The sequence below is a fragment of the Pseudoduganella albidiflava genome (assembly GCF_004322755.1).
Taxonomy (GTDB): domain Bacteria; phylum Pseudomonadota; class Gammaproteobacteria; order Burkholderiales; family Burkholderiaceae_D; genus Rugamonas; species Rugamonas albidiflava.
Genome location: NZ_CP036401.1, coordinates 4,807,454 through 4,824,477 on the forward strand (window position 1 = coordinate 4,807,454; position 17,024 = coordinate 4,824,477).

General features: G+C 66.2%; 13 protein-coding genes. 5 read left to right on the forward strand and 8 right to left on the reverse strand.

Annotation, left to right across the window (positions count from 1 at the left end):
* Positions 1–6: 6 nt before the first annotated feature.
* From EYF70_RS19925 to EYF70_RS19940, 4 genes are all read right to left on the reverse strand, one after another.
* A complete protein-coding gene (locus tag EYF70_RS19925; protein WP_131146970.1) occupies positions 7–2,070 on the reverse strand; it encodes a putative bifunctional diguanylate cyclase/phosphodiesterase in 2,064 nt (687 codons plus the stop codon).
* Complete coding sequence (locus tag EYF70_RS19930; protein ID WP_131146971.1) at positions 2,070–3,224, reverse strand: HDOD domain-containing protein; 1,155 nt, start codon at positions 3,222–3,224, stop codon at positions 2,070–2,072. Before EYF70_RS19930 ends, EYF70_RS19925 begins: the two co-directional genes overlap by 1 nt.
* 289 nt (positions 3,225–3,513) lie before the next feature.
* Positions 3,514–4,128: a response regulator gene (locus EYF70_RS19935; protein WP_131146972.1), complete on the reverse strand. Its 615-nt coding sequence runs from the start codon at positions 4,126–4,128 to the stop codon at positions 3,514–3,516.
* Position 4,129: 1 nt separating this feature from the next.
* Positions 4,130–5,488, reverse strand: coding sequence for a cache domain-containing protein (locus tag EYF70_RS19940; protein ID WP_131146973.1), 1,359 nt, complete (start codon positions 5,486–5,488; stop codon positions 4,130–4,132).
* 176 nt (positions 5,489–5,664) lie between these two features.
* Between EYF70_RS19940 and EYF70_RS19945 the strand changes: the two genes are divergently transcribed.
* From EYF70_RS19945 to EYF70_RS19955, 3 genes are all read left to right on the forward strand, one after another.
* Positions 5,665–7,725 carry a carbon starvation CstA family protein gene (locus tag EYF70_RS19945; protein ID WP_131146974.1) on the forward strand — a complete coding sequence of 687 codons (2,061 nt, stop codon included), beginning with the start codon at positions 5,665–5,667 and terminating at the stop codon, positions 7,723–7,725.
* Positions 7,726–7,741: 16 nt separating this feature from the next.
* Entirely contained in the window at positions 7,742–7,942 is a 201-nt protein-coding gene (locus EYF70_RS19950) for a YbdD/YjiX family protein (RefSeq protein WP_131146975.1), read from the forward strand.
* Positions 7,943–8,096: 154 nt separating this feature from the next.
* Positions 8,097–9,647 (forward strand): CocE/NonD family hydrolase, encoded by a 1,551-nt coding sequence (locus tag EYF70_RS19955; protein ID WP_131146976.1) that lies wholly within the window; start codon positions 8,097–8,099, stop codon positions 9,645–9,647.
* Positions 9,648–9,885: 238 nt separating this feature from the next.
* On the opposite strand, the gene EYF70_RS19960 is transcribed toward EYF70_RS19955, so the two are convergent.
* The gene (locus tag EYF70_RS19960; RefSeq protein ID WP_131146977.1) at positions 9,886–10,185 is read right to left on the reverse strand and encodes a DUF3144 domain-containing protein; all 300 of its coding nucleotides are present in this window, start codon (positions 10,183–10,185) and stop codon (positions 9,886–9,888) included.
* Between the two features lie 153 nt (positions 10,186–10,338).
* Here EYF70_RS19960 and EYF70_RS19965 point away from each other — a divergent pair, with 153 nt between their 5' ends.
* Entirely contained in the window at positions 10,339–13,383 is a 3,045-nt protein-coding gene (locus EYF70_RS19965; protein ID WP_131146978.1) for a response regulator, read from the forward strand.
* Between the two features lies 1 nt (position 13,384).
* Positions 13,385–15,529, forward strand: coding sequence for a putative bifunctional diguanylate cyclase/phosphodiesterase (locus tag EYF70_RS19970; RefSeq protein ID WP_131146979.1), 2,145 nt, complete (start codon positions 13,385–13,387; stop codon positions 15,527–15,529).
* 179 nt (positions 15,530–15,708) lie between these two features.
* Here EYF70_RS19970 and recR read toward each other — a convergent pair whose 3' ends face one another.
* Genes recR through EYF70_RS19985 form a run of 3 tightly spaced genes read right to left on the reverse strand, consistent with a single transcriptional unit; the run spans position 15,709 to position 16,986 of the window.
* Positions 15,709–16,299, reverse strand: a complete 591-nt coding sequence (recR, locus tag EYF70_RS19975) for a recombination mediator RecR (protein ID WP_131146980.1) — start codon at positions 16,297–16,299, stop codon at positions 15,709–15,711.
* Positions 16,300–16,340: 41 nt separating this feature from the next.
* Complete coding sequence (locus tag EYF70_RS19980; protein WP_131146981.1) at positions 16,341–16,640, reverse strand: YciI family protein; 300 nt, start codon at positions 16,638–16,640, stop codon at positions 16,341–16,343.
* Positions 16,641–16,659: 19 nt separating this feature from the next.
* Entirely contained in the window at positions 16,660–16,986 is a 327-nt protein-coding gene (locus tag EYF70_RS19985) for a YbaB/EbfC family nucleoid-associated protein (protein ID WP_131146982.1), read from the reverse strand.
* Between the last annotated feature and the right edge of the window lie 38 nt (positions 16,987–17,024).

Sequence of the window (17,024 nt, forward strand, 5' to 3'; positions counted from 1 at the left end):
CAGAAATCATTCCCCACCGCCAGAGTGCGCAGCGGAAGGCGCCCAGCCCTTCTCAACAAGCGCCTGCTCGAACTCCAAAGGCGGCAATGGCCGGGAGTACAGGTAGCCCTGCACCTCGTCGCAACCGGAGCGCTCCAGGAAGGATAGCTGGTCGACCGTCTCCACCCCTTCGGCGATCACGCGCAGCGAGAGCTGCCGCGAGATGCTGATGATGGTGCTGGCAATGGCGCAGTCGCTGCTGTCGTGCGGGATGCCGGTGGTGAAGGAACGGTCGATCTTCAGGGTGTCGATGGGGAAGCGCTTCAGGTACGAAAGGCTGGAGTAGCCGGTGCCGAAATCGTCCAGCGAGAGCGTGACGCCCAGCGCGGAGATGCGGTCCATGATGGCGATCACGCGGTCGATGTTGTGCATCAGCGTGCTCTCGGTGATTTCCAGTTCCAGCCACTCCGGTTCCAGCTCATAGCGCCGCAAGGTGTTCTGCACGCGGTCGGGCAGCGTGGCGGTGAATTCGCGGGCGGAGACGTTGACGGCCAGCCGGATCGGCCGCATGCCGGCGAGCTTCCACGCTTGCGCCTGGGCGCACACGGCTTCCAGCACCCATTCGCCCACCTGCACCACCAGGCCGGTGGCTTCGGCCAGCGGGATGAATTCGCCGGGCGGCACCATGCCGCGCTCGGGGTGCTGCCAGCGCACCAGGGCTTCGGCGCCGATGATGCTGCCGTCGCCGATCGAGAACTTGGGCTGATAGTGCAGCAGCAGCTGGTTGCTGCCCAGCGCGTGGCGCAGGCCGGATTCGATGCGCATGCGCTCATGCATGCCCTGGTTCATGTCCGCACTGTAGAACGCCACGCCATCCACTTCGGCACCCTGCTTGGCGCGGTACATGGCGATGTCGGCCTGGCGCAGCAGGGTTTCGGCGTCCTGGCCATCCTCCGGGTAGACGCTGATGCCGATCGCGGCGCCCACGCGCAGGTCGTGGCCATCGATCAGGAACGGTTGCGACAGCGCGGCCATCAGCTTTTGCGCCACCGTGCCCGCCTCGTAGTGCTGCGTGAGTTCGAACAGGCCCACCGCGAATTCGTCGCCGTTCAGGCGCGCCACCACGTCCTGCTCGCGCAGCGCCATGCGGAAGCGCTGCGCCACTTCGCGCAGCAACTGGTCGCCGGCCACGCGGCCCAGCGTGTCGTTGATCAGCTTGAACCGGTTCAGGTCGATGAACAGCACGCAGCCGTGCGACTTCGTGCGCTGCGCCACGGAGAGCGCCTGGTCCACCAGCTTGGTGAGCAGCGTGCGGTTCGGCAGGCCGGTCAGGGCGTCGTAGTACGCCAGGTGGTGGATGCGTTCCTCGGCCTGCTTGCGCTCGGTGATGTCGGTCAGGTAGGCGATCAGGCCGGTCGAGCGGTCGTTCGCGTCGACCAGCGGCGACAGCGACAGGCTGGCCCAGAACACTTCGCCGGACTTCTTCTTGCGCCGCACTTCCATCAGGCGGCCGCCCTGCATCAGGAACGGGTCGTGGAAAGTGGGGTCTTCGTCGTCGTACAGGAACAGGATGTTGCGGCCGATCGCTTCCACCGGCGTGTAGCCGAACAGGCGCTCGGCGCCCTTGTTCCAGCTCGTGATGAAGCCATGCTGGTCCATCGTGACGACCGATTCGTGGATCTGGTCGAGGATCTGCGCCTGGTGCTGCAGCATCGCTTCCACCTGCGCGTAGGCATGTGTGGAGCGCTGCGCCAGCGAGTGCACGTGCAGCACGCCGGCCGCCAGGCGGGCCAGGTTTTCCAGGCTGCGACGCTCGGCGGGGCCGCCTGGGCCGCCGGCCACTTCGAAGCGGCCCAGGCGGCAATCGTCGTGCGCGATGTCCTGAATCAGCGCGTCCGGCGGCGGCGCGGTGGCGGGTGCCGTGTCGGCCGGTACGTAGCGGGCCCACGGGCTGTGCGTCACTTCGCCGGCGATGCGTCCCAGTTCGGCGGCCAGGGCCGGGCCGCGCAGGCGCAGGACCGCGTCGCATAACGCGGCGCTGCTGGCAATGGAGTCCGGGAGGGGGAGTGCCGGCGGCGGGTGCAGCGACATCAGATGGTCCTGCTGACCTGGATCGCCCAGCGCCAGCCCTGCAACTGGCTTTCCCAGAACTGCCCGGGCGTCAGGCCCAGCGCGGCGATGGCGGCGGGATCGGGCACTTGCTGTTCCGCCAGTGCCAGCATGGCGCCGAACGGGCCGGCGCGGTCCAGCAGTGCGCCCACCACGTCCAGGTCCAGCGTCAGTGCCGCAACGATCTCGCTCATCGGCATCGCCAGCAGTTCATCGAGCAGCGCGAAGACGCCGACCACGAAGGCCAGGTCTTGCCGGTCGCGGTCGCCGCCCTGGGCCTTGCACAGCGCTTCCATCTGCGCCGCGCGGCGCGCCGCTTCCGGCAGCAGCAGGTTCGGCATGCCATCCTGTTGCGGACGGGCGTACAGCAGCAGTTGCAGCCAGCGCTGCAGCTGGCGCCGGCCCAGCACATTGATCGCCTGGCCGAAATTGTGGATCGGGTTCGTGAAGCCGAAGGCCGCCGAGTTGACCAGCTTGAGCAGGTGGTACGACAGCGCCGGATCCTGCTTCAGCAGCATTTCCAGCTCGCGCGAATCGGCATCCTGCGCCAGCAGGCCGAGCAGCGACAGCAGGCGCTTGCGCGAGGTGCCGTCGCCGGCTTCCGCCGCGCGGCGGCGCGAATAAGGGCCGCTGAACCAGCCCATGCCGGCATCGCGGCAGGCGGCGAAACGGGCGGTATCGTCCACGTCATGCGCCCAGTGCGGGCCCGGCAGGCTAAGGAGCGACAGCGCCGACGGCAGGCCTTTGCCGCCATGCGCGATGCCGCGGATGCCGGCCTGCGGCGCATGCACACCCGCCTCCCCTTCCGCCAGCAGGCGGAACCCCTGCTCGGCAAGCACGGCGCAATGCTTGCGCGCGGCCGCATCCTGCAGCGCGGCGGCGGGTACCTGCAGCACGAATCGGGCGGCCGGCAGCAGCGCGGCCTGCGCCGCGTCGATGGACAGCGGATCGGCGAGCGGAACGATGCAGTCGAGGGGAGCGAAGGCGGCTTGCGCGTCGGGCTGGCTCAGCAATGCCAGCAGTGCGGCGCCTTGTGCGCTGGCGGGATGCGGGTGGACGGCCAGCGCGGTCCATTGATACCGGGTGTCGGCTACGGCTTCCAGTCCCAGCACGGGGAACAGGTCGGATTGGAACATCGTTTTCTCGTTGCGGTTGGGCGCAATGGTCATGCAAGCTGGAACGGACAGCACGCCCCCTGCGCAGGGCAAAACCTATCGGCTGTTGCTATCTGAATATTTCAATTAAGCAAAAAGATGCATTTGGGAATATATCAGAAAACCACCGCCAGACGGTCATGCACGATACGGAGTCGCAAAATGCACCGGCCCGTGTTCAATTCGAGCAACAGAAAATCGCTTACTCCCGGTAACTCCCTGCTACAGTTGTCAGTTCTGCCACCTGCCGACGCCTGCCGACATCTAGCGCCTACAGGTCGCGTGCCCGCTGCACGGCAAACTTGATGAGCTCGGCCTGCCCTTCGATGCCGAGCTTGCGCTTGATGTTCAGGCGGTGCGTTTCGACGGTGCGCACCGACAGGTCGAGTTCGCGGGCGATCTGCTTGTTCGATTCGCCGTTGGCGATGTGGCGCAGCACTTCCTGCTCGCGCGAAGTGAGTTCTTCCTGCGCCGGCGCGCGCACCAGCTGCCGGGCCAGCGCCGCGCTGTAGTAGATCCCGCCGGACATCACGGTTTCGATGGCAACCACGATATCCTTGCCCGGCGCATCCTTCAGCACGTAGCCGCGGGCGCCGGCCGCCATCGCCTGCGACACGTACTCCTGCTTGTCGTGCATCGACAGGATCAGCACGGCGATATCCGGGAACCGCGCGCGGAAGGCCGCCGTTGCTTCGATACCATTCGTGCCGCGCATATTGATATCCATGAGCACCAGGCCTGGCGCGTGCACGCTGGCCGCCTCCAGCGCTTCGGCGGCGCTGCCGGCTTCGGCCACCACCTCGAATCCCGGCACGGCTTCGAGCCGCGCCCGCAAGCCATCCCGCACCAGCGGGTGGTCATCCACCAGCAGTATCCTGATCGTCATGTCACGTTCCGTAATCGATATGGGCCCGCACCGTGGTGCCGGCCGGGGAAGAGTCCAGTTCCAGGCGGCCGCCGATGGCTTCCAGCCGTTCCATCATGTTGCGCAGGCCGATGCCGCGCTTCGGGTGCTGGGCGATATCGGCTGGATCGAAGCCCACGCCATCGTCGCCGATCGACAGCGTGACGCCGTGCGCGGTGCCGGCCAGGGCGACGGCGATCCGGCTGGCCCGCGCGTGGCGTTCGATGTTCGTCAGCGCTTCCTGGGCGATGCGGAACAGCACCGTGTTGGCGGTTTCCGGCAGCCGCTCGGTGCTGCCCGCGGCGCTGAACCGCACCGGCATGCCGCTGTCGTGCTGGAATTCCTCGGCCAGGTGGGCCAGCGCGGGGGCCAGGCCGATATCGTCCAGCACCGCCGGGCGCAGGTTGTGCGAGATGCGGCGCACTTCGCCCAGCACCTTGTTCAGCTGCCCGGCCGTGTGCTCGAACACGGCCAGCGCCTTGTCCGTTTGCGAGGGCTGGCCGGACAGCCGCTCGATGCCGGCCTCGATCTGCAGCTTGATCGACACCAGCCACTGGCTGATGCCGTCGTGCAGGTCGCGCGACAGGCGCGCCCGTTCCTCCTCCTGCGATTCGACCACGCGCTGGGCCAGCGCCTTGAGTTTCGCGTCGGCCACGCGCGACTCGCTGATGTTCAGCGCCAGCCCGGAAAAGCCGACCGCGAGCGCCGACAGGATCGCGATCGCCGCGATCCACAGCATGGTGTTCTGGATGTTGCCGCGCTGTTGCGTGTCGATCTTCGCCAGCGCGCGCTCCACGTCGTCCAGGTAGATGCCGGTGCCCATCATCCAGCCCCACCGCTGCATCGGGATGACGTAGCCCAGCTTGGCCACTTCCTGCCGGGTGGACGGCTTGACCCACTGGTAGCGTTCCAGGCCGCCCCCCTCGCGCGCCCGCGCCAGCAGCCGCATGATGGTGGGGTTGCCGGCATTGTCGCGCATCGCATACAGGTTGCGGCCCACCAGTTCCGGCTGGCGCGGGTGCATCAGGCTGTTGCCCCGCATGTCGTAGACGAAGAAGTAGCCATCGTCGCCGAAGCTGAGGGAAGCCAGGATGCGCTTGGCCTCCTCCTGCGCGGCCGGGTCGGTGCGACCGGCTTCGTACAGGTGCGCCACCGAGTGCGAGGCCAGCGCCACGTAGTGCTTCAGTTCCGCTTCCTTGCTGGCCAGGTAGGCCTGCTCGATGGCGGCCTTCTGCTGCGTGGCCAGCAAGGCCGACTGGTGCCACACCGCCAGCGCGATCGCGCACAACGCCAGGATCAAAGGCGTGATGGCGAGAAAGATGACTTTTTGCCGGAGTTTCATGGCGCGATTGTACGTTGCGCGCCGGGGTGGCTTTCTACGTAATACTACGCAGCGCATCTGCGTAGAAGTGCGCTTGTGGGAGATATACAGGTCATGAATACTTGCTATATATAAAAGCCGTGATGGGCTGCGCGTGAACCCGCTCATGCGCAACGCGGCAAACAACTGGAGGAAACATGAACCCCGTAATGAAGAAATTCGGCTGGGCAGCGCTATCGCTGGCCGGCGCGAGCGCGTTGGGCGTGATCGCCCTGAAGCGCGGTGAACCGATCAGCGCGATCTGGATCGTCATCGCTGCCGTGTGCGTGTACCTGATCGCCTACCGCTTCTACAGCCTGTTCATCGCGCGCGACGTGATGCAGCTCGACGCGCGGCGCATGACGCCGGCCTACAAGCACAACGACGGCCTCGATTACGTCCCCACCAACAAGAACGTGCTGTTCGGGCACCACTTCGCCGCGATCGCCGGCGCCGGCCCGCTGGTCGGCCCCGTGCTGGCCGCGCAGATGGGCTACCTGCCCGGCATGCTGTGGATCCTGGCCGGCGTGGTGTTCGCGGGCGCCGTGCAGGACTTCATGGTGCTGTTCCTGTCGATGCGCCGCGATGGCCGCTCGCTGGGTGACCTGATCAAGTCCGAGCTGGGGCCGATCCCCGGCAACATCGCCCTGCTAGGCACCTTCATGATCATGGTGATCATCCTGGCCGTGCTGGCGCTGATCGTCGTGAAGGCCCTCACCGGTTCCCCGTGGGGTTCGTTCACCGTGATGGCCACCATCCCGATCGCCATCTTCATGGGCATCTACTCGCGCTATATCCGCGTGGGGCGCATCGGCGAGGTGTCGATCATCGGCTTCGTGCTGCTGATGCTGGCCATCGTCGGCGGCCAGTACGTGCAGGAACACGAGGCGCTGGCGCCGATGTTCATGTTCACCGGCACCGAACTGACCTGGATGCTGATCGGCTACGGCTTCATCGCCTCCGTGCTGCCCGTGTGGCTGCTGCTGGCGCCGCGCGACTACCTGTCGACGTTCCTGAAGATCGGCACCATCGTCGCGCTGGCGCTGGGCATCATCATCGTGGCACCCACGCTGCAGATGCCGTCGATCACGAAATTCATCGACGGTACCGGCCCGGTCTGGTCCGGCAACCTGTTCCCGTTCCTGTTCATCACCATCGCCTGCGGCGCCGTGTCCGGCTTCCACGCGCTGATCTCTTCCGGCACCACGCCGAAGATGATCGAGAACGAAACGCACGCCCGCTTCATCGGCTACGGCGCGATGCTGATGGAATCGTTCGTCGCCATCATGGCGCTGATCGCCGCTTCCACCATCGAACCGGGCATCTACTTCGCCATGAACAGCCCGGCCGCGCTGATCGGCACCACCCCAGAATCGGCTGCCGCGGCGATCTCGCAGTGGGGCTTCTACGTGACGCCGGAAATGCTGACGCAGATGGCCAAGGACGTGGGCGAGCACACCATCATCTCGCGCGCCGGCGGCGCACCGACGCTGGCAGTGGGCATGGCGCACATCCTGTCCAACGTGATCGGCGGCCAGGCCATGATGGCCTTCTGGTACCACTTCGCGATCCTGTTCGAGGCGCTGTTCATCCTGACCGCGGTGGACGCGGGCACGCGCGCCGGCCGCTTCATGCTGCAGGACCTGCTGGGCGCCTTCGCTCCGGCCATGAAGGAAACCGACAACCTGTTCGCCAGCCTGGTGGCCACGGCATTGTGCGTGGCGGCATGGGGCTACTTCCTGTACCAGGGCGTGGTCGACCCGCTGGGCGGCATCAACACGCTGTGGCCACTGTTCGGCATCGCCAACCAGATGCTGGCCGGTATCGCGCTGATCCTCGCCACCGTGGTGCTGTTCAAGATGAAGCGCGCCCGCTATGCTTGGGTGACCATCGTGCCGACGATCTGGCTGCTGATCTGCACCCTGTATGCCGGCTGGCTGAAGGTGTTCGACGCGAATCCGAAGATCGGCTTCCTGTCGCACGCCGACAAGTACTCGGACGCGCTGGACAAGGGCGAAGTGCTGGCCCCGGCCAAGTCGCTCGAACAGATGAGCCAGGTGATCTTCAACGACTACATCAATGCCGGCCTGGCTGCCTTCTTCATGGTGGTGGTGCTGTCGGTGCTGGTGTTCGGCGTGCGCATGGCGCTGCGCGCCCACGCCGCGGCCCATCCGAGCCACAAGGAAACGCCGGCGCAGCTGATGCCGGCCGCGCAGTAAACGTCGCGAGGCAGAGATGTTCGATGAAATCGTCAAGGCCGGCCGCTACCTCGGCCAGAGCATGCGGCTGATGGTGGGCCTGCCGGAGTACGACACCTATGTGGCGCACTGCGAGGCTACCCATCCGGACCAGCCGATCATGAGCTACGAGGAGTTCTTCAAGGAGCGCCAGGAAGCGCGCTACGGCGGTGCAGGCAAGCGGGGCGGCTGCTGCTGACACGGTTTCCCGTTTCGTGAAACACCTGCCGAGGACGGCCCGGTCGCGCAAGCGGCCGGGCCGTTTCGCATGGGGCGGGCCGGCGCGTGACAATCGGAGAGACTTCCTTTGCAATAGCTCTCCTATACTGCGCCTTTCCCCCTTCCCTTCCGCCATGCGCCATATCCTTCTTGCCCTGGTCTTCTGCGCCGCGACGGCTGCGCAAGCCGCCGACACCTTCACCTTTCCGCTGCCGCCCGGCCCGCATGCCGTGGGCCTGCAGGTAAAGCAGCAATACGATTACTCGCGCGTGTACAAGACGCGCGTGTCGCTCGTGACCGGCAAGCCGGCCAGCGGCGAACGGGCCCGGCCGATGCAGATGCTGGTGTGGTATCCGGCGGTCCGTGGCGGCAAGCCGGTGACCTTGCGCGACTACTTCGCCACCGCGGCCACCGAGGCCGACTTCACGCTCGATGCCGCTGCCGTGAAGCGCGTGACGGACAAGGGGCTCGCCGAGCTGACGCAAGGCTGGCCGGCTGGCGAACGGGCGCTGGCGCGGCCGATGCGGGCAGTGCGCGACGCGCCCGCGCAGGCGGGCAAATTCCCCGTGGTGATCTACGCGCCCAGCTTCAGTGCCCGGGCAACGGAAAATGCCGACCTGTGCGAATACCTGGCAAGCCATGGCTACATCGTGCTCTCCAGCGTTTCGCAGGGAGCCCGCCAGCGCTCGATGACTGCCGATATCGAAGGCGTGGAAACGCAGGCCGCCGACATCGGCTGGCTGATCGCCCAGGCCAGCACGCTGCCCCATGCGGACGCCGGGCGGCTGGCGGTGGCCGGCTTCAGCTGGGGAGGACTGGCCAACGTGGTGGCCGCCGCGAAGGATGACCGCATCAAGGCGCTCGTCAGCCTGGATGGCTCGGTGCGCTACTTCCCGCAGATGGTCGATGGCGGCAAGTCGGCGATCGGCTACGTGACGCCGGCGCGGCTGGCGGTGCCGATGCTGTACCTGGCGCAGCGGCCGAACTCGATCGAACAATTGAACCAGCGCGAGAAGAGCACGGATTTCAGCCTGCTGAACCGCATGACCTATGCCGACACGTACGTGGTGACGATGCATCCGCTGTTGCACGGCCACTTCGCCGCGGACAGCCTGCACTTCGCGCGCGACCGGGAATTCGACGAGTACAGCCGCGACGAAGTCACGCAAGCCTATGGCTGGATGGCCCGCTACGTGCGCCAGTTCCTCGACGGCTACCTGAAGGGCGACGCGGCCGCGCGCGCCTTCATGGCCAACAAGCCGGTGGCGAACGGCGTGCCGCGGCACATGGTATCGCTCGATGCGCGGCCCGGCAGCGGCGTGCCGCCCACGCTGGAGCACTTCGCCGCGCAACTGGCGGCCCGCGGCTTCGACCAGGCGGCGGCGATCCACCAGGAGCTGCTGGCGCAGGGCGCCACGTTCAAGCTCGAACCGCATGACCTCAACAGCTGGGGCTATGCCCTGCTGCGCGACGACATGCTCGACGAGTCGGTGGCCATCTTCCGCTTCGGCACGCAGCTCCATCCCAAGGACGCCAACCTGTACGACAGCCTGGGCGAGGCGCAGGCCAAGGCCGGGCAGCGCGAAGCGGCGATCGACAACTACCGGCGCTCGCTGTCGCTGAACCCGAAGAATGCCAACGCCGTCGAGCGGCTGAAGGCACTAGGCGCCCCCGCCGCACCATAACCCTGCTTCCGGCCTGGAACATTTCCCGAAAAACGGTGACAGGCTCCGATTATTTTGCAACGGACGTTGCCTCAAAAACGGTGACAGGCTCCAATTAATCTGCAACAGGTGTTGCCGAGAAAATGGTGCCTGTCACCGTTTTTTGAGTGCGGAGGGCGAAGTAACAGATTTCAGGAATACCGGTGACAGGCTCCGATTTCGAAAATAATCGGAGCCTGTCACCGTTTTTTTTGCAACATTACTGCTGGGGGGTGCGTGGCATGTAGGTGTTGAAGTTGGCGATGTGGTCGTCCAGGTTCTGGCTCAGCATTTTCCGATACTCATCGGTGAAGTAGCGGATCGCTTCTTCCTTGTCCTTTTCCATCGCTTCGGCGCTGGTGGCGCCGGTGGCGACGATGAAGGCGTTGAAGCGGGCGGCGGCATACAGCAGCGATGCGCTGACGTTGCTGTTTGGCACCTTCGTCCCCTGTTCGTTTGCCAGGTGGATGATCGCGTCCGCCCGTTCCCAGAAGGCCGCGTCGATGCCGTTGTCACTCATGATCTGCCCTTTCCGAATGAAAAACCGAGTGTAACTCGACAATTATTATATTTACAACGGAAAATTTACCGCTGGAAACGTAGATAAAGCTCAAGGTGTCGCCTTTCTGAACAGATAAAGTTTTCCGAATGGAATCCTTGAGCGGCGGCGAACATGCTTGACTTCGAACGTTCGGGCCTGAGCAGGAAACTGACCCTCATCTCCGTGCTGTCCACTGGCAGCGCGCTGCTGCTGGTCTTTGCCGCGTTCGCCCTGACCTGTGTACTCAACCAGTCGAAAAACCAGACCCGGCACATTACTGCGCTGGCGGACGTCATCGCCGTCGGCACCTTGGCGTCGGTGCTGCGTGCCGAGGCCGCGACGGCCGAACAAGCGCTTGCGGCGCTCGCGGTGCAGGGCGAGATCACGCAGGCGGTGCTGTATGACGGCAGCGGCAAGCCTTTCGCCACCTTCCCGGCCGACAGCGAGGAGCCGGCGCCGGCCCTTCCCCCGGAATGGCTGGCGGCCCTGAAGACGGCGCGTGCCACGACGCCACCGGCGAAGACGCTGGCGCGCGCGGCGGCGGGCGCAAGAACGGGCATGGCAACAGGCATAAGCATAAGCACGAACAAAAGCTCGGGCACGGCGCCGCCCCTGATAGCGGATCCAGCCATGGGCGCTGCAACGGCCACGACAGCGGGCCCCCAGCGCGACACGATCGGCAGCGCGATGGACAGCGCGATACAAGGCTGGGTCCCGGGCACGCTGCGGGTGGTACGGCCCGTGCATGTTGCCGGGAACCTGGTGGGTGCGGTGATGATCGAAGCCGCCGCCGCGCGCATGTGGCTCGGCATGCTGGAAAGCGTGGGCATCACGGCGGCCGCGGCGGCCATCTCGTTCGTGGTGGCGCTGGGGCTGGCCGGGCGCTTCACGGTCTGCATTGCGCAGCCGATCGGCGAACTGATCGCCGCAGCGCAGCGCGTCACGTCCAGCCAGACCTACGCGCAGGTGCAGCACCAGCGCACCGACGAGCTGGGCACGCTGATCGACAGCTTCAATGAAATGCTGGCCCAGATCGAATGCCGCGACGGCAAGCTGGCCCAGTACCGCGACCAGCTGGAACGCCAGGTCAGCGTGCGCACCGAGCAGCTGGAAAAGGCCAAGAACGCGGCGGAAGCGGCCAGCCAGGCCAAGAGTGCCTTCCTGGCCACCATGAGCCACGAGATCCGCACGCCGATGAACGGCGTGCTGGGCATGACGGAACTGCTGCTGGCCACCGAGCTCTCCGAACTGCAGCGGCACTACACCAGCATGGTGCAGCGCTCCGGCGAACACCTGCTGGTGATCATCAACGACATCCTCGATTTTTCCAAGGTGGAAGCGGGCAAGCTGACGGTCGAATACATCCACTTCAATTTCCGCGAACTGCTGGACGACATCGACTACGTGTTCTCGCCGCAGGCGCAGGCGAAAGGCCTGGCGCTGGATTTCGAGATCGCCCACGACATCCCGGTGGCCGTCATCGGCGATCCGAACCGGCTGCGCCAGGTGATCGTCAACCTGCTGGGCAATGCCATCAAGTTCACCGATGCGGGCCGCATCACGGTCAGGATCGCCGTCATCAGCGAGGATGCCCAGTCGGTCGGCCTGCGCGTCGAAGTGCACGATACCGGCGTGGGCGTGTCGCGCGATGCGCGCACGCGCATCTTCGACTCGTTCTCGCAGGCCGATGGCTCCACCACCCGCAAGCATGGCGGCACCGGGCTGGGGCTGGCGATTTCCAAGCAACTGGTGGAACTGATGGGCGGCACGATCGGTGTCGAGAACGCGCTGATCCGCGGTTCGATCTTCTGGTTCACCGTGCGCTTCGACAAGCGCCGCGTGGATGCCGACGACGCCTCGTTCAACCAGAAGACGACCAGGGGCCTGCGTGCCCTCGTGGTCGATGCGAGCGACGAATCGCGCGCGGCGCTGGAAGGGTCGCTGGCGCGCTGGCACCTGAAATGCGACGGCGCCGACAGCGCCGAGGAAGCCACGCGCCTGCTGCGCGCGGCGCTCGCCAGCGGCCAGCCCTACGATGTGGCGCTGCTGGACATGGAGGTGCCGAAGGTAGGCGGCCTGGTGCTGGCGGCGGACATCAAGGCCGATCCGGTGCTGGCGCCGGTGCGCCTGCTGCTGCTGTCGACCGAGCGCAATGCGGCCGACACGGTGCAGCGGCGCGAAGCGGGCGTGGCTTTCCAGCTGATCAAGCCGGCCCGCGAGAGCGACCTGTACGAGTGCATCGTGACGCCGCTGCGGGCCAGCGAAGGCATGCGCGTGGCCTCGCCGCAAGCGCCGGCCCGCCTGACGCAGCTGCCGCCCGGGCCCATGGCGCAGGCGGGAACGGCGCCGCAGGCAGCGGCGCGGCAAAGCCACACGGTCCTGCTGGCGGAAGACAACCCCGTCAACGTAGAAGTGGCCAGCGCGATGCTCGAAGCCCTCGGCCTGCACGTGCACCGCGCCTGCAACGGCGAAGAGGCGCTGGCGGCCGTGAAGGAAGGCGACTTCGACCTGGTGCTGATGGATTGCCAGATGCCGGTGATGGATGGCATCGCGGCCACCGCCGAAATCCGCCGCCACGAGCAGCAGCAAGGCCGCGCGCGCCAGTTGCCGGTCATCGCGATCACCGCCAACGCATTGCAGGGCGACCGCGAAACCTGCCTGGCCGCCGGCATGGACGACTACCTGTCGAAGCCATTCACGAAAGCCATGCTGTCCGAGACGCTGTCGCGCTGGATCGCCCTGCCGCGCGCGGCGCTGGTGCACCACGATGAAGCGCGCAGGACGGTATCCGGCGGCACGGCGCCGCCTTCCGCTCCGGTACGCGGCGCGATCAACCGCCATGCGCTGGACGCCATCCGCGCGCTCAGTGCGGACAAGGGCGAGGTCCTGCTGCGGCGCGTGCTGCACGCCTTCATCGACGACACGCCCGGGCGCCTGGCCTCGCTGCACGAGGCGATCGCGGCCGGCAATGCCGGGTCGCTGCGCAAGGTGGCCCACAGCCTGAAATCCTCGAGCGCCAATATCGGCGCCGAAACGCTGGCCCAGCTGAGCAAGGACATGGAACAGCTGGGCCGTAATGACATCAACGGCGACGCCGCCGTCCTGCTCTCGTCGATGGAGCGGGAATACACGACGGTACGCGACACGCTCTCATCCATGTTCGCCAAGGAGACCTAGAATGGCAGCACCCCTCCCCTCTCATCGCGGTACCGTGCTGGTGGCCGACGACGATCCCGTGATGCGTCTCCTGATGCTGGAAATGCTGGCCCAGGTCGGGCTGGACACGATCGAGGCCGAAGACGGCGATCAGGCGCTGGCCTGCTTCGACCGGCTGGCGCCCGACCTCGTGCTGCTCGACGTGGAAATGCCGCGCATGGACGGCTTCGAAGTATGCCGCGCCATCCGCGCCCGCGAGCAGGGCCGCGGCCATGCCACCACCGTGCCGATCGTGATGGTGACCGGCGACGACGACCTGAAGGCCGTGACGCAGGCTTACGAAGCCGGTGCCACCGACTTCGTGTCGAAGCCGATCAACTGGCCGATCCTCGGCCACCGGGTGCTGTATGTGCTGCGCGCCAGCGACGCCATCGCCCGCCTGCGCATCGCCGATGCGCACAACCGCGCCGTGCTGGCGGCGATCCCGGATACCTTCTTCCGCATGAGCCCCGACGGTTACTACCTCGACTACGAACAGGGCCACGATCCGGGCGCCGCGTTCACCGAGCAGCAGTGTGTTGGCCGGCACGTGCGCGACGTGCTGCCGCGCGCCATCGCCGAGCGCCTGCTGGAGCAGCTCGCGACGGTGCTCGACACCCACTCGATCCGTTCGGTCGACTATGCGCTGGAACGGGACGACACCGTGCATCACTTCGAGGCCCGCCTCGTCAGCACCGGCGCCGGCGAAGTCCTGGGGCTGGTGCGCGACATCAGCGAGCGCAAGCGGACCGAGGAACAGATCCGCCGGCTGGCCTATTGCGACAGCCTGACCGGCATTCCGAACCGGCAGGCGTTCCTGGAGATGCTGGAACGCGAACTGGAGCGCTCGCGCCAGCATGGCCGCAAGTTCGCCATCCTGTTCATGGACCTCGATTCTTTCAAGCGCATCAACGACACGCTGGGCCACGACGTGGGCGACCTGCTGCTCAAGGTGGTGTCGGAGCGGCTGCATGAAACCATCCGTCCCGGCGACGTGGTGGCGCACCAGGGGCTCGGCGAGGTGGCGTCGCGCGGCATGCCGGAACGGCGCGGCAACAACCTGGCGCGGCTGGGCGGCGACGAATTCACCATCCTGATCCCCGACCTGGAACGCGTGGAGGATGCGCTGAACGTGGCCCACCGCGTCAAGGATGCGATGCGCCGGCCGTTCCACCTGGACGGGCACGAGATCTTCGTCACCGCCAGCATCGGCATCTCGCTGTACCCGGAGGACGGCGACGATTCCAGCTCGCTGCTGAAGTATGCCGACACGGCGATGTACCACGCGAAGAACTGCGGCCGGAACAACGCGAAGCTGTACAGCTCCGCGCTGACGACGCAGATGATGAGCCATGTGAAGCTGGAGATCGGCCTGCGCCGCGCGCTGCAGAACAACGAGCTGTACCTGCAGTACCAGCCGCAGATCGACGTGCGCAGCGCGCGGCTGGTGGGCGCCGAGGCGCTGGTGCGGTGGCGCCACCCGGAGCATGGCATCATCGCGCCGAACGATTTCATCCCGCTGGCTGAGGAGACCGGCCTGATCGTGCCGATCGGCGCCTGGGTCCTGCGCACCGCGTGCAGCCAGGCGCGCGAATGGCAGGAACAGGCCGGCCGCCCGGTGCGGGTGGCGGTGAACCTGTCGGCGCGCCAGTTCAAGGACGAGAACCTGGCGCAGACGGTGCTGTCGGTATTGACCGATACGGGCCTCGACCCGTGCCTGCTGGAGCTGGAGCTGACCGAAGGCACGCTGATGGACGATGCGGTGGCCACGCTGGCCACGCTGGAACAGTTGCGGACGATCGGCGTGTACCTGTCGATCGACGATTTCGGCACCGGCTATTCGTCGATGAACTACCTGAAGCGCTTCGACGTGCGCGCGCTGAAGATCGACCGCAGCTTCATCAACGGGCTGCCGGAAGATTCGGAAAACGCCGCGATCACGCGCGCCATCATCGCCATGGCGCACGGGCTCAAGCTGGCCGTGGTGGCCGAGGGCGTGGAGACCCGCGAACAGCTGGCGCTGCTGGAGGAATACCGCTGCGACATGGCGCAGGGTTACCTGCTGGGCAGGCCGGCTTCGGGGGAAGCGATCGGGGAGATGCTGGCGGGGGCGACGTTCGCCCCTTGAGACACGATGCGCTGGTGTCGGACAGTAACGCCGCTAAGTTAAGCCCACCCCAAGTGCAAAATCCGGGGTCAGACCCGGCGGGTCTGACCCCAGCCCTTCGCTGTTGGGGTGATTGCATGCACTTTCAAGTTGCTGTGTAACGCTTATCCAAACGGCATCGGTGTCAACAACGCCTTCCCTTACGTGCTGCGCCGGTCCAGCATGGCCCGGGCGATGGTGCCGGCATCCACGTATTCGAGTTCGCCGCCGACCGGTACGCCGCGGGCCAGGCGGCTCACGGCAAGGCCGCGCGCCTTCAGCATCTCGCTGATGTAGTGCGCGGTGGCTTCGCCTTCGTTGGTGAAATTGGTGGCCAGCACCACTTCGCCGACGATGCCATCGGCGGCGCGGGCCAGCAGCTTTTCCAGGTGGATGTCCTTCGGGCCGATGCCGTCGAGCGGCGACAGGCGGCCCATCAGCACGAAGTACAGGCCCTTGTAGGTAAGCGTCTGCTCGATCATCGCCTGGTCGGCCGGCGTTTCGACGACGCACAGCAGGCGGCGGTCGCGCGTGTCGTCGGCGCACATGTCGCAGACGTCCGCCTCGGTGAAAGTATTGCAGAGCGCGCAATGGTTGACCGATTCCACGGCCTGGTACAGCGCGCGCGACAGCATGGCCGCACCTTCGCGGTCATGCTGCAGCAGGTGGAAGGCCATGCGCTGCGCCGACTTCGGCCCCACGCCGGGCAGCCGGCGCAATGCCTCGGTCAGGAATTCCAGCGATTTCGCCATGTGCTAGGACACCAACCGGGTTGCCAGGGGTATCGCCATGTTCACGCCTGGTGATCGGGCAGCCAGGCTTCCAGGCCATCGGCCGCCATGGTCGGCACGAATTCCGTGATCGCATAGCTGGCCGCGCCGGCCTGCTTGAACGGGTCCAGTTCGATGACCGCTTCCACGTCCGCGCGGCTGTCGGCATCGGCGATGATGATGCCGCCGGTGCGCGGCACCATCCGGCCCGACAGCACGAACATGCCGTTGGCATACTGCTCGCGCAGGAAGGCGCGGTGGGCGGCGAGGAGACCATCGATCTCCTCGTTGGGCTTCAGGTAGGTCAGCGTGATGATGAACATGGCGCGCCCCGTGCCGCCGTCAGAACGGCATCTTGAAGCCGGCCGGCAGGTTCATGCCGGCGGTCAGGCCGCTCATTTTCTCGGCGGCGGTGGCTTCGGCCTTGCGGACCGCGTCGTTGAAGGCGGCGGCGACCAGGTCTTCCAGCATGTCCTTGTCGTCGGCCAGCAGCGACGGGTCGATCGACACGCGCTTGACGTCGTTCTTGCAGGTCATGACGACCTTCACCAGGCCGGCACCGGACTGGCCTTCCACCTCGATGGAAGCCAGCGAGTCCTGCGCCTTCTTCATATTGTCCTGCATTGCCTGGGCCTGCTTCATCAGGCCGGCGAGCTGGTTCTTCATCATGATGTGTTTCTCCGTAGCGGTTAAGTGATTGTGGGCGG

What these genes read in the sequence shown, in the direction of transcription:
- EYF70_RS19925 (WP_131146970.1), bottom strand. Translation starts at nt 2,070, where the DNA reads ATGTCGCTGCACCCGCCGCCGGCACTCCCCCTCCCGGACTCCATTGCC.
- EYF70_RS19930 (WP_131146971.1), bottom strand. Translation starts at nt 3,224, where the DNA reads ATGTTCCAATCCGACCTGTTCCCCGTGCTGGGACTGGAAGCCGTAGCC.
- EYF70_RS19935 (WP_131146972.1), bottom strand. Translation starts at nt 4,128, where the DNA reads ATGACGATCAGGATACTGCTGGTGGATGACCACCCGCTGGTGCGGGAT.
- EYF70_RS19940 (WP_131146973.1), bottom strand. Translation starts at nt 5,488, where the DNA reads ATGAAACTCCGGCAAAAAGTCATCTTTCTCGCCATCACGCCTTTGATC.
- EYF70_RS19945 (WP_131146974.1), top strand. Translation starts at nt 5,665, where the DNA reads ATGAACCCCGTAATGAAGAAATTCGGCTGGGCAGCGCTATCGCTGGCC.
- EYF70_RS19950 (WP_131146975.1), top strand. Translation starts at nt 7,742, where the DNA reads ATGTTCGATGAAATCGTCAAGGCCGGCCGCTACCTCGGCCAGAGCATG.
- EYF70_RS19955 (WP_131146976.1), top strand. Translation starts at nt 8,097, where the DNA reads ATGCGCCATATCCTTCTTGCCCTGGTCTTCTGCGCCGCGACGGCTGCG.
- EYF70_RS19960 (WP_131146977.1), bottom strand. Translation starts at nt 10,185, where the DNA reads ATGAGTGACAACGGCATCGACGCGGCCTTCTGGGAACGGGCGGACGCG.
- EYF70_RS19965 (WP_131146978.1), top strand. Translation starts at nt 10,339, where the DNA reads ATGCTTGACTTCGAACGTTCGGGCCTGAGCAGGAAACTGACCCTCATC.
- EYF70_RS19970 (WP_131146979.1), top strand. Translation starts at nt 13,385, where the DNA reads ATGGCAGCACCCCTCCCCTCTCATCGCGGTACCGTGCTGGTGGCCGAC.
- recR (WP_131146980.1), bottom strand. Translation starts at nt 16,299, where the DNA reads ATGGCGAAATCGCTGGAATTCCTGACCGAGGCATTGCGCCGGCTGCCC.
- EYF70_RS19980 (WP_131146981.1), bottom strand. Translation starts at nt 16,640, where the DNA reads ATGTTCATCATCACGCTGACCTACCTGAAGCCCAACGAGGAGATCGAT.
- EYF70_RS19985 (WP_131146982.1), bottom strand. Translation starts at nt 16,986, where the DNA reads ATGATGAAGAACCAGCTCGCCGGCCTGATGAAGCAGGCCCAGGCAATG.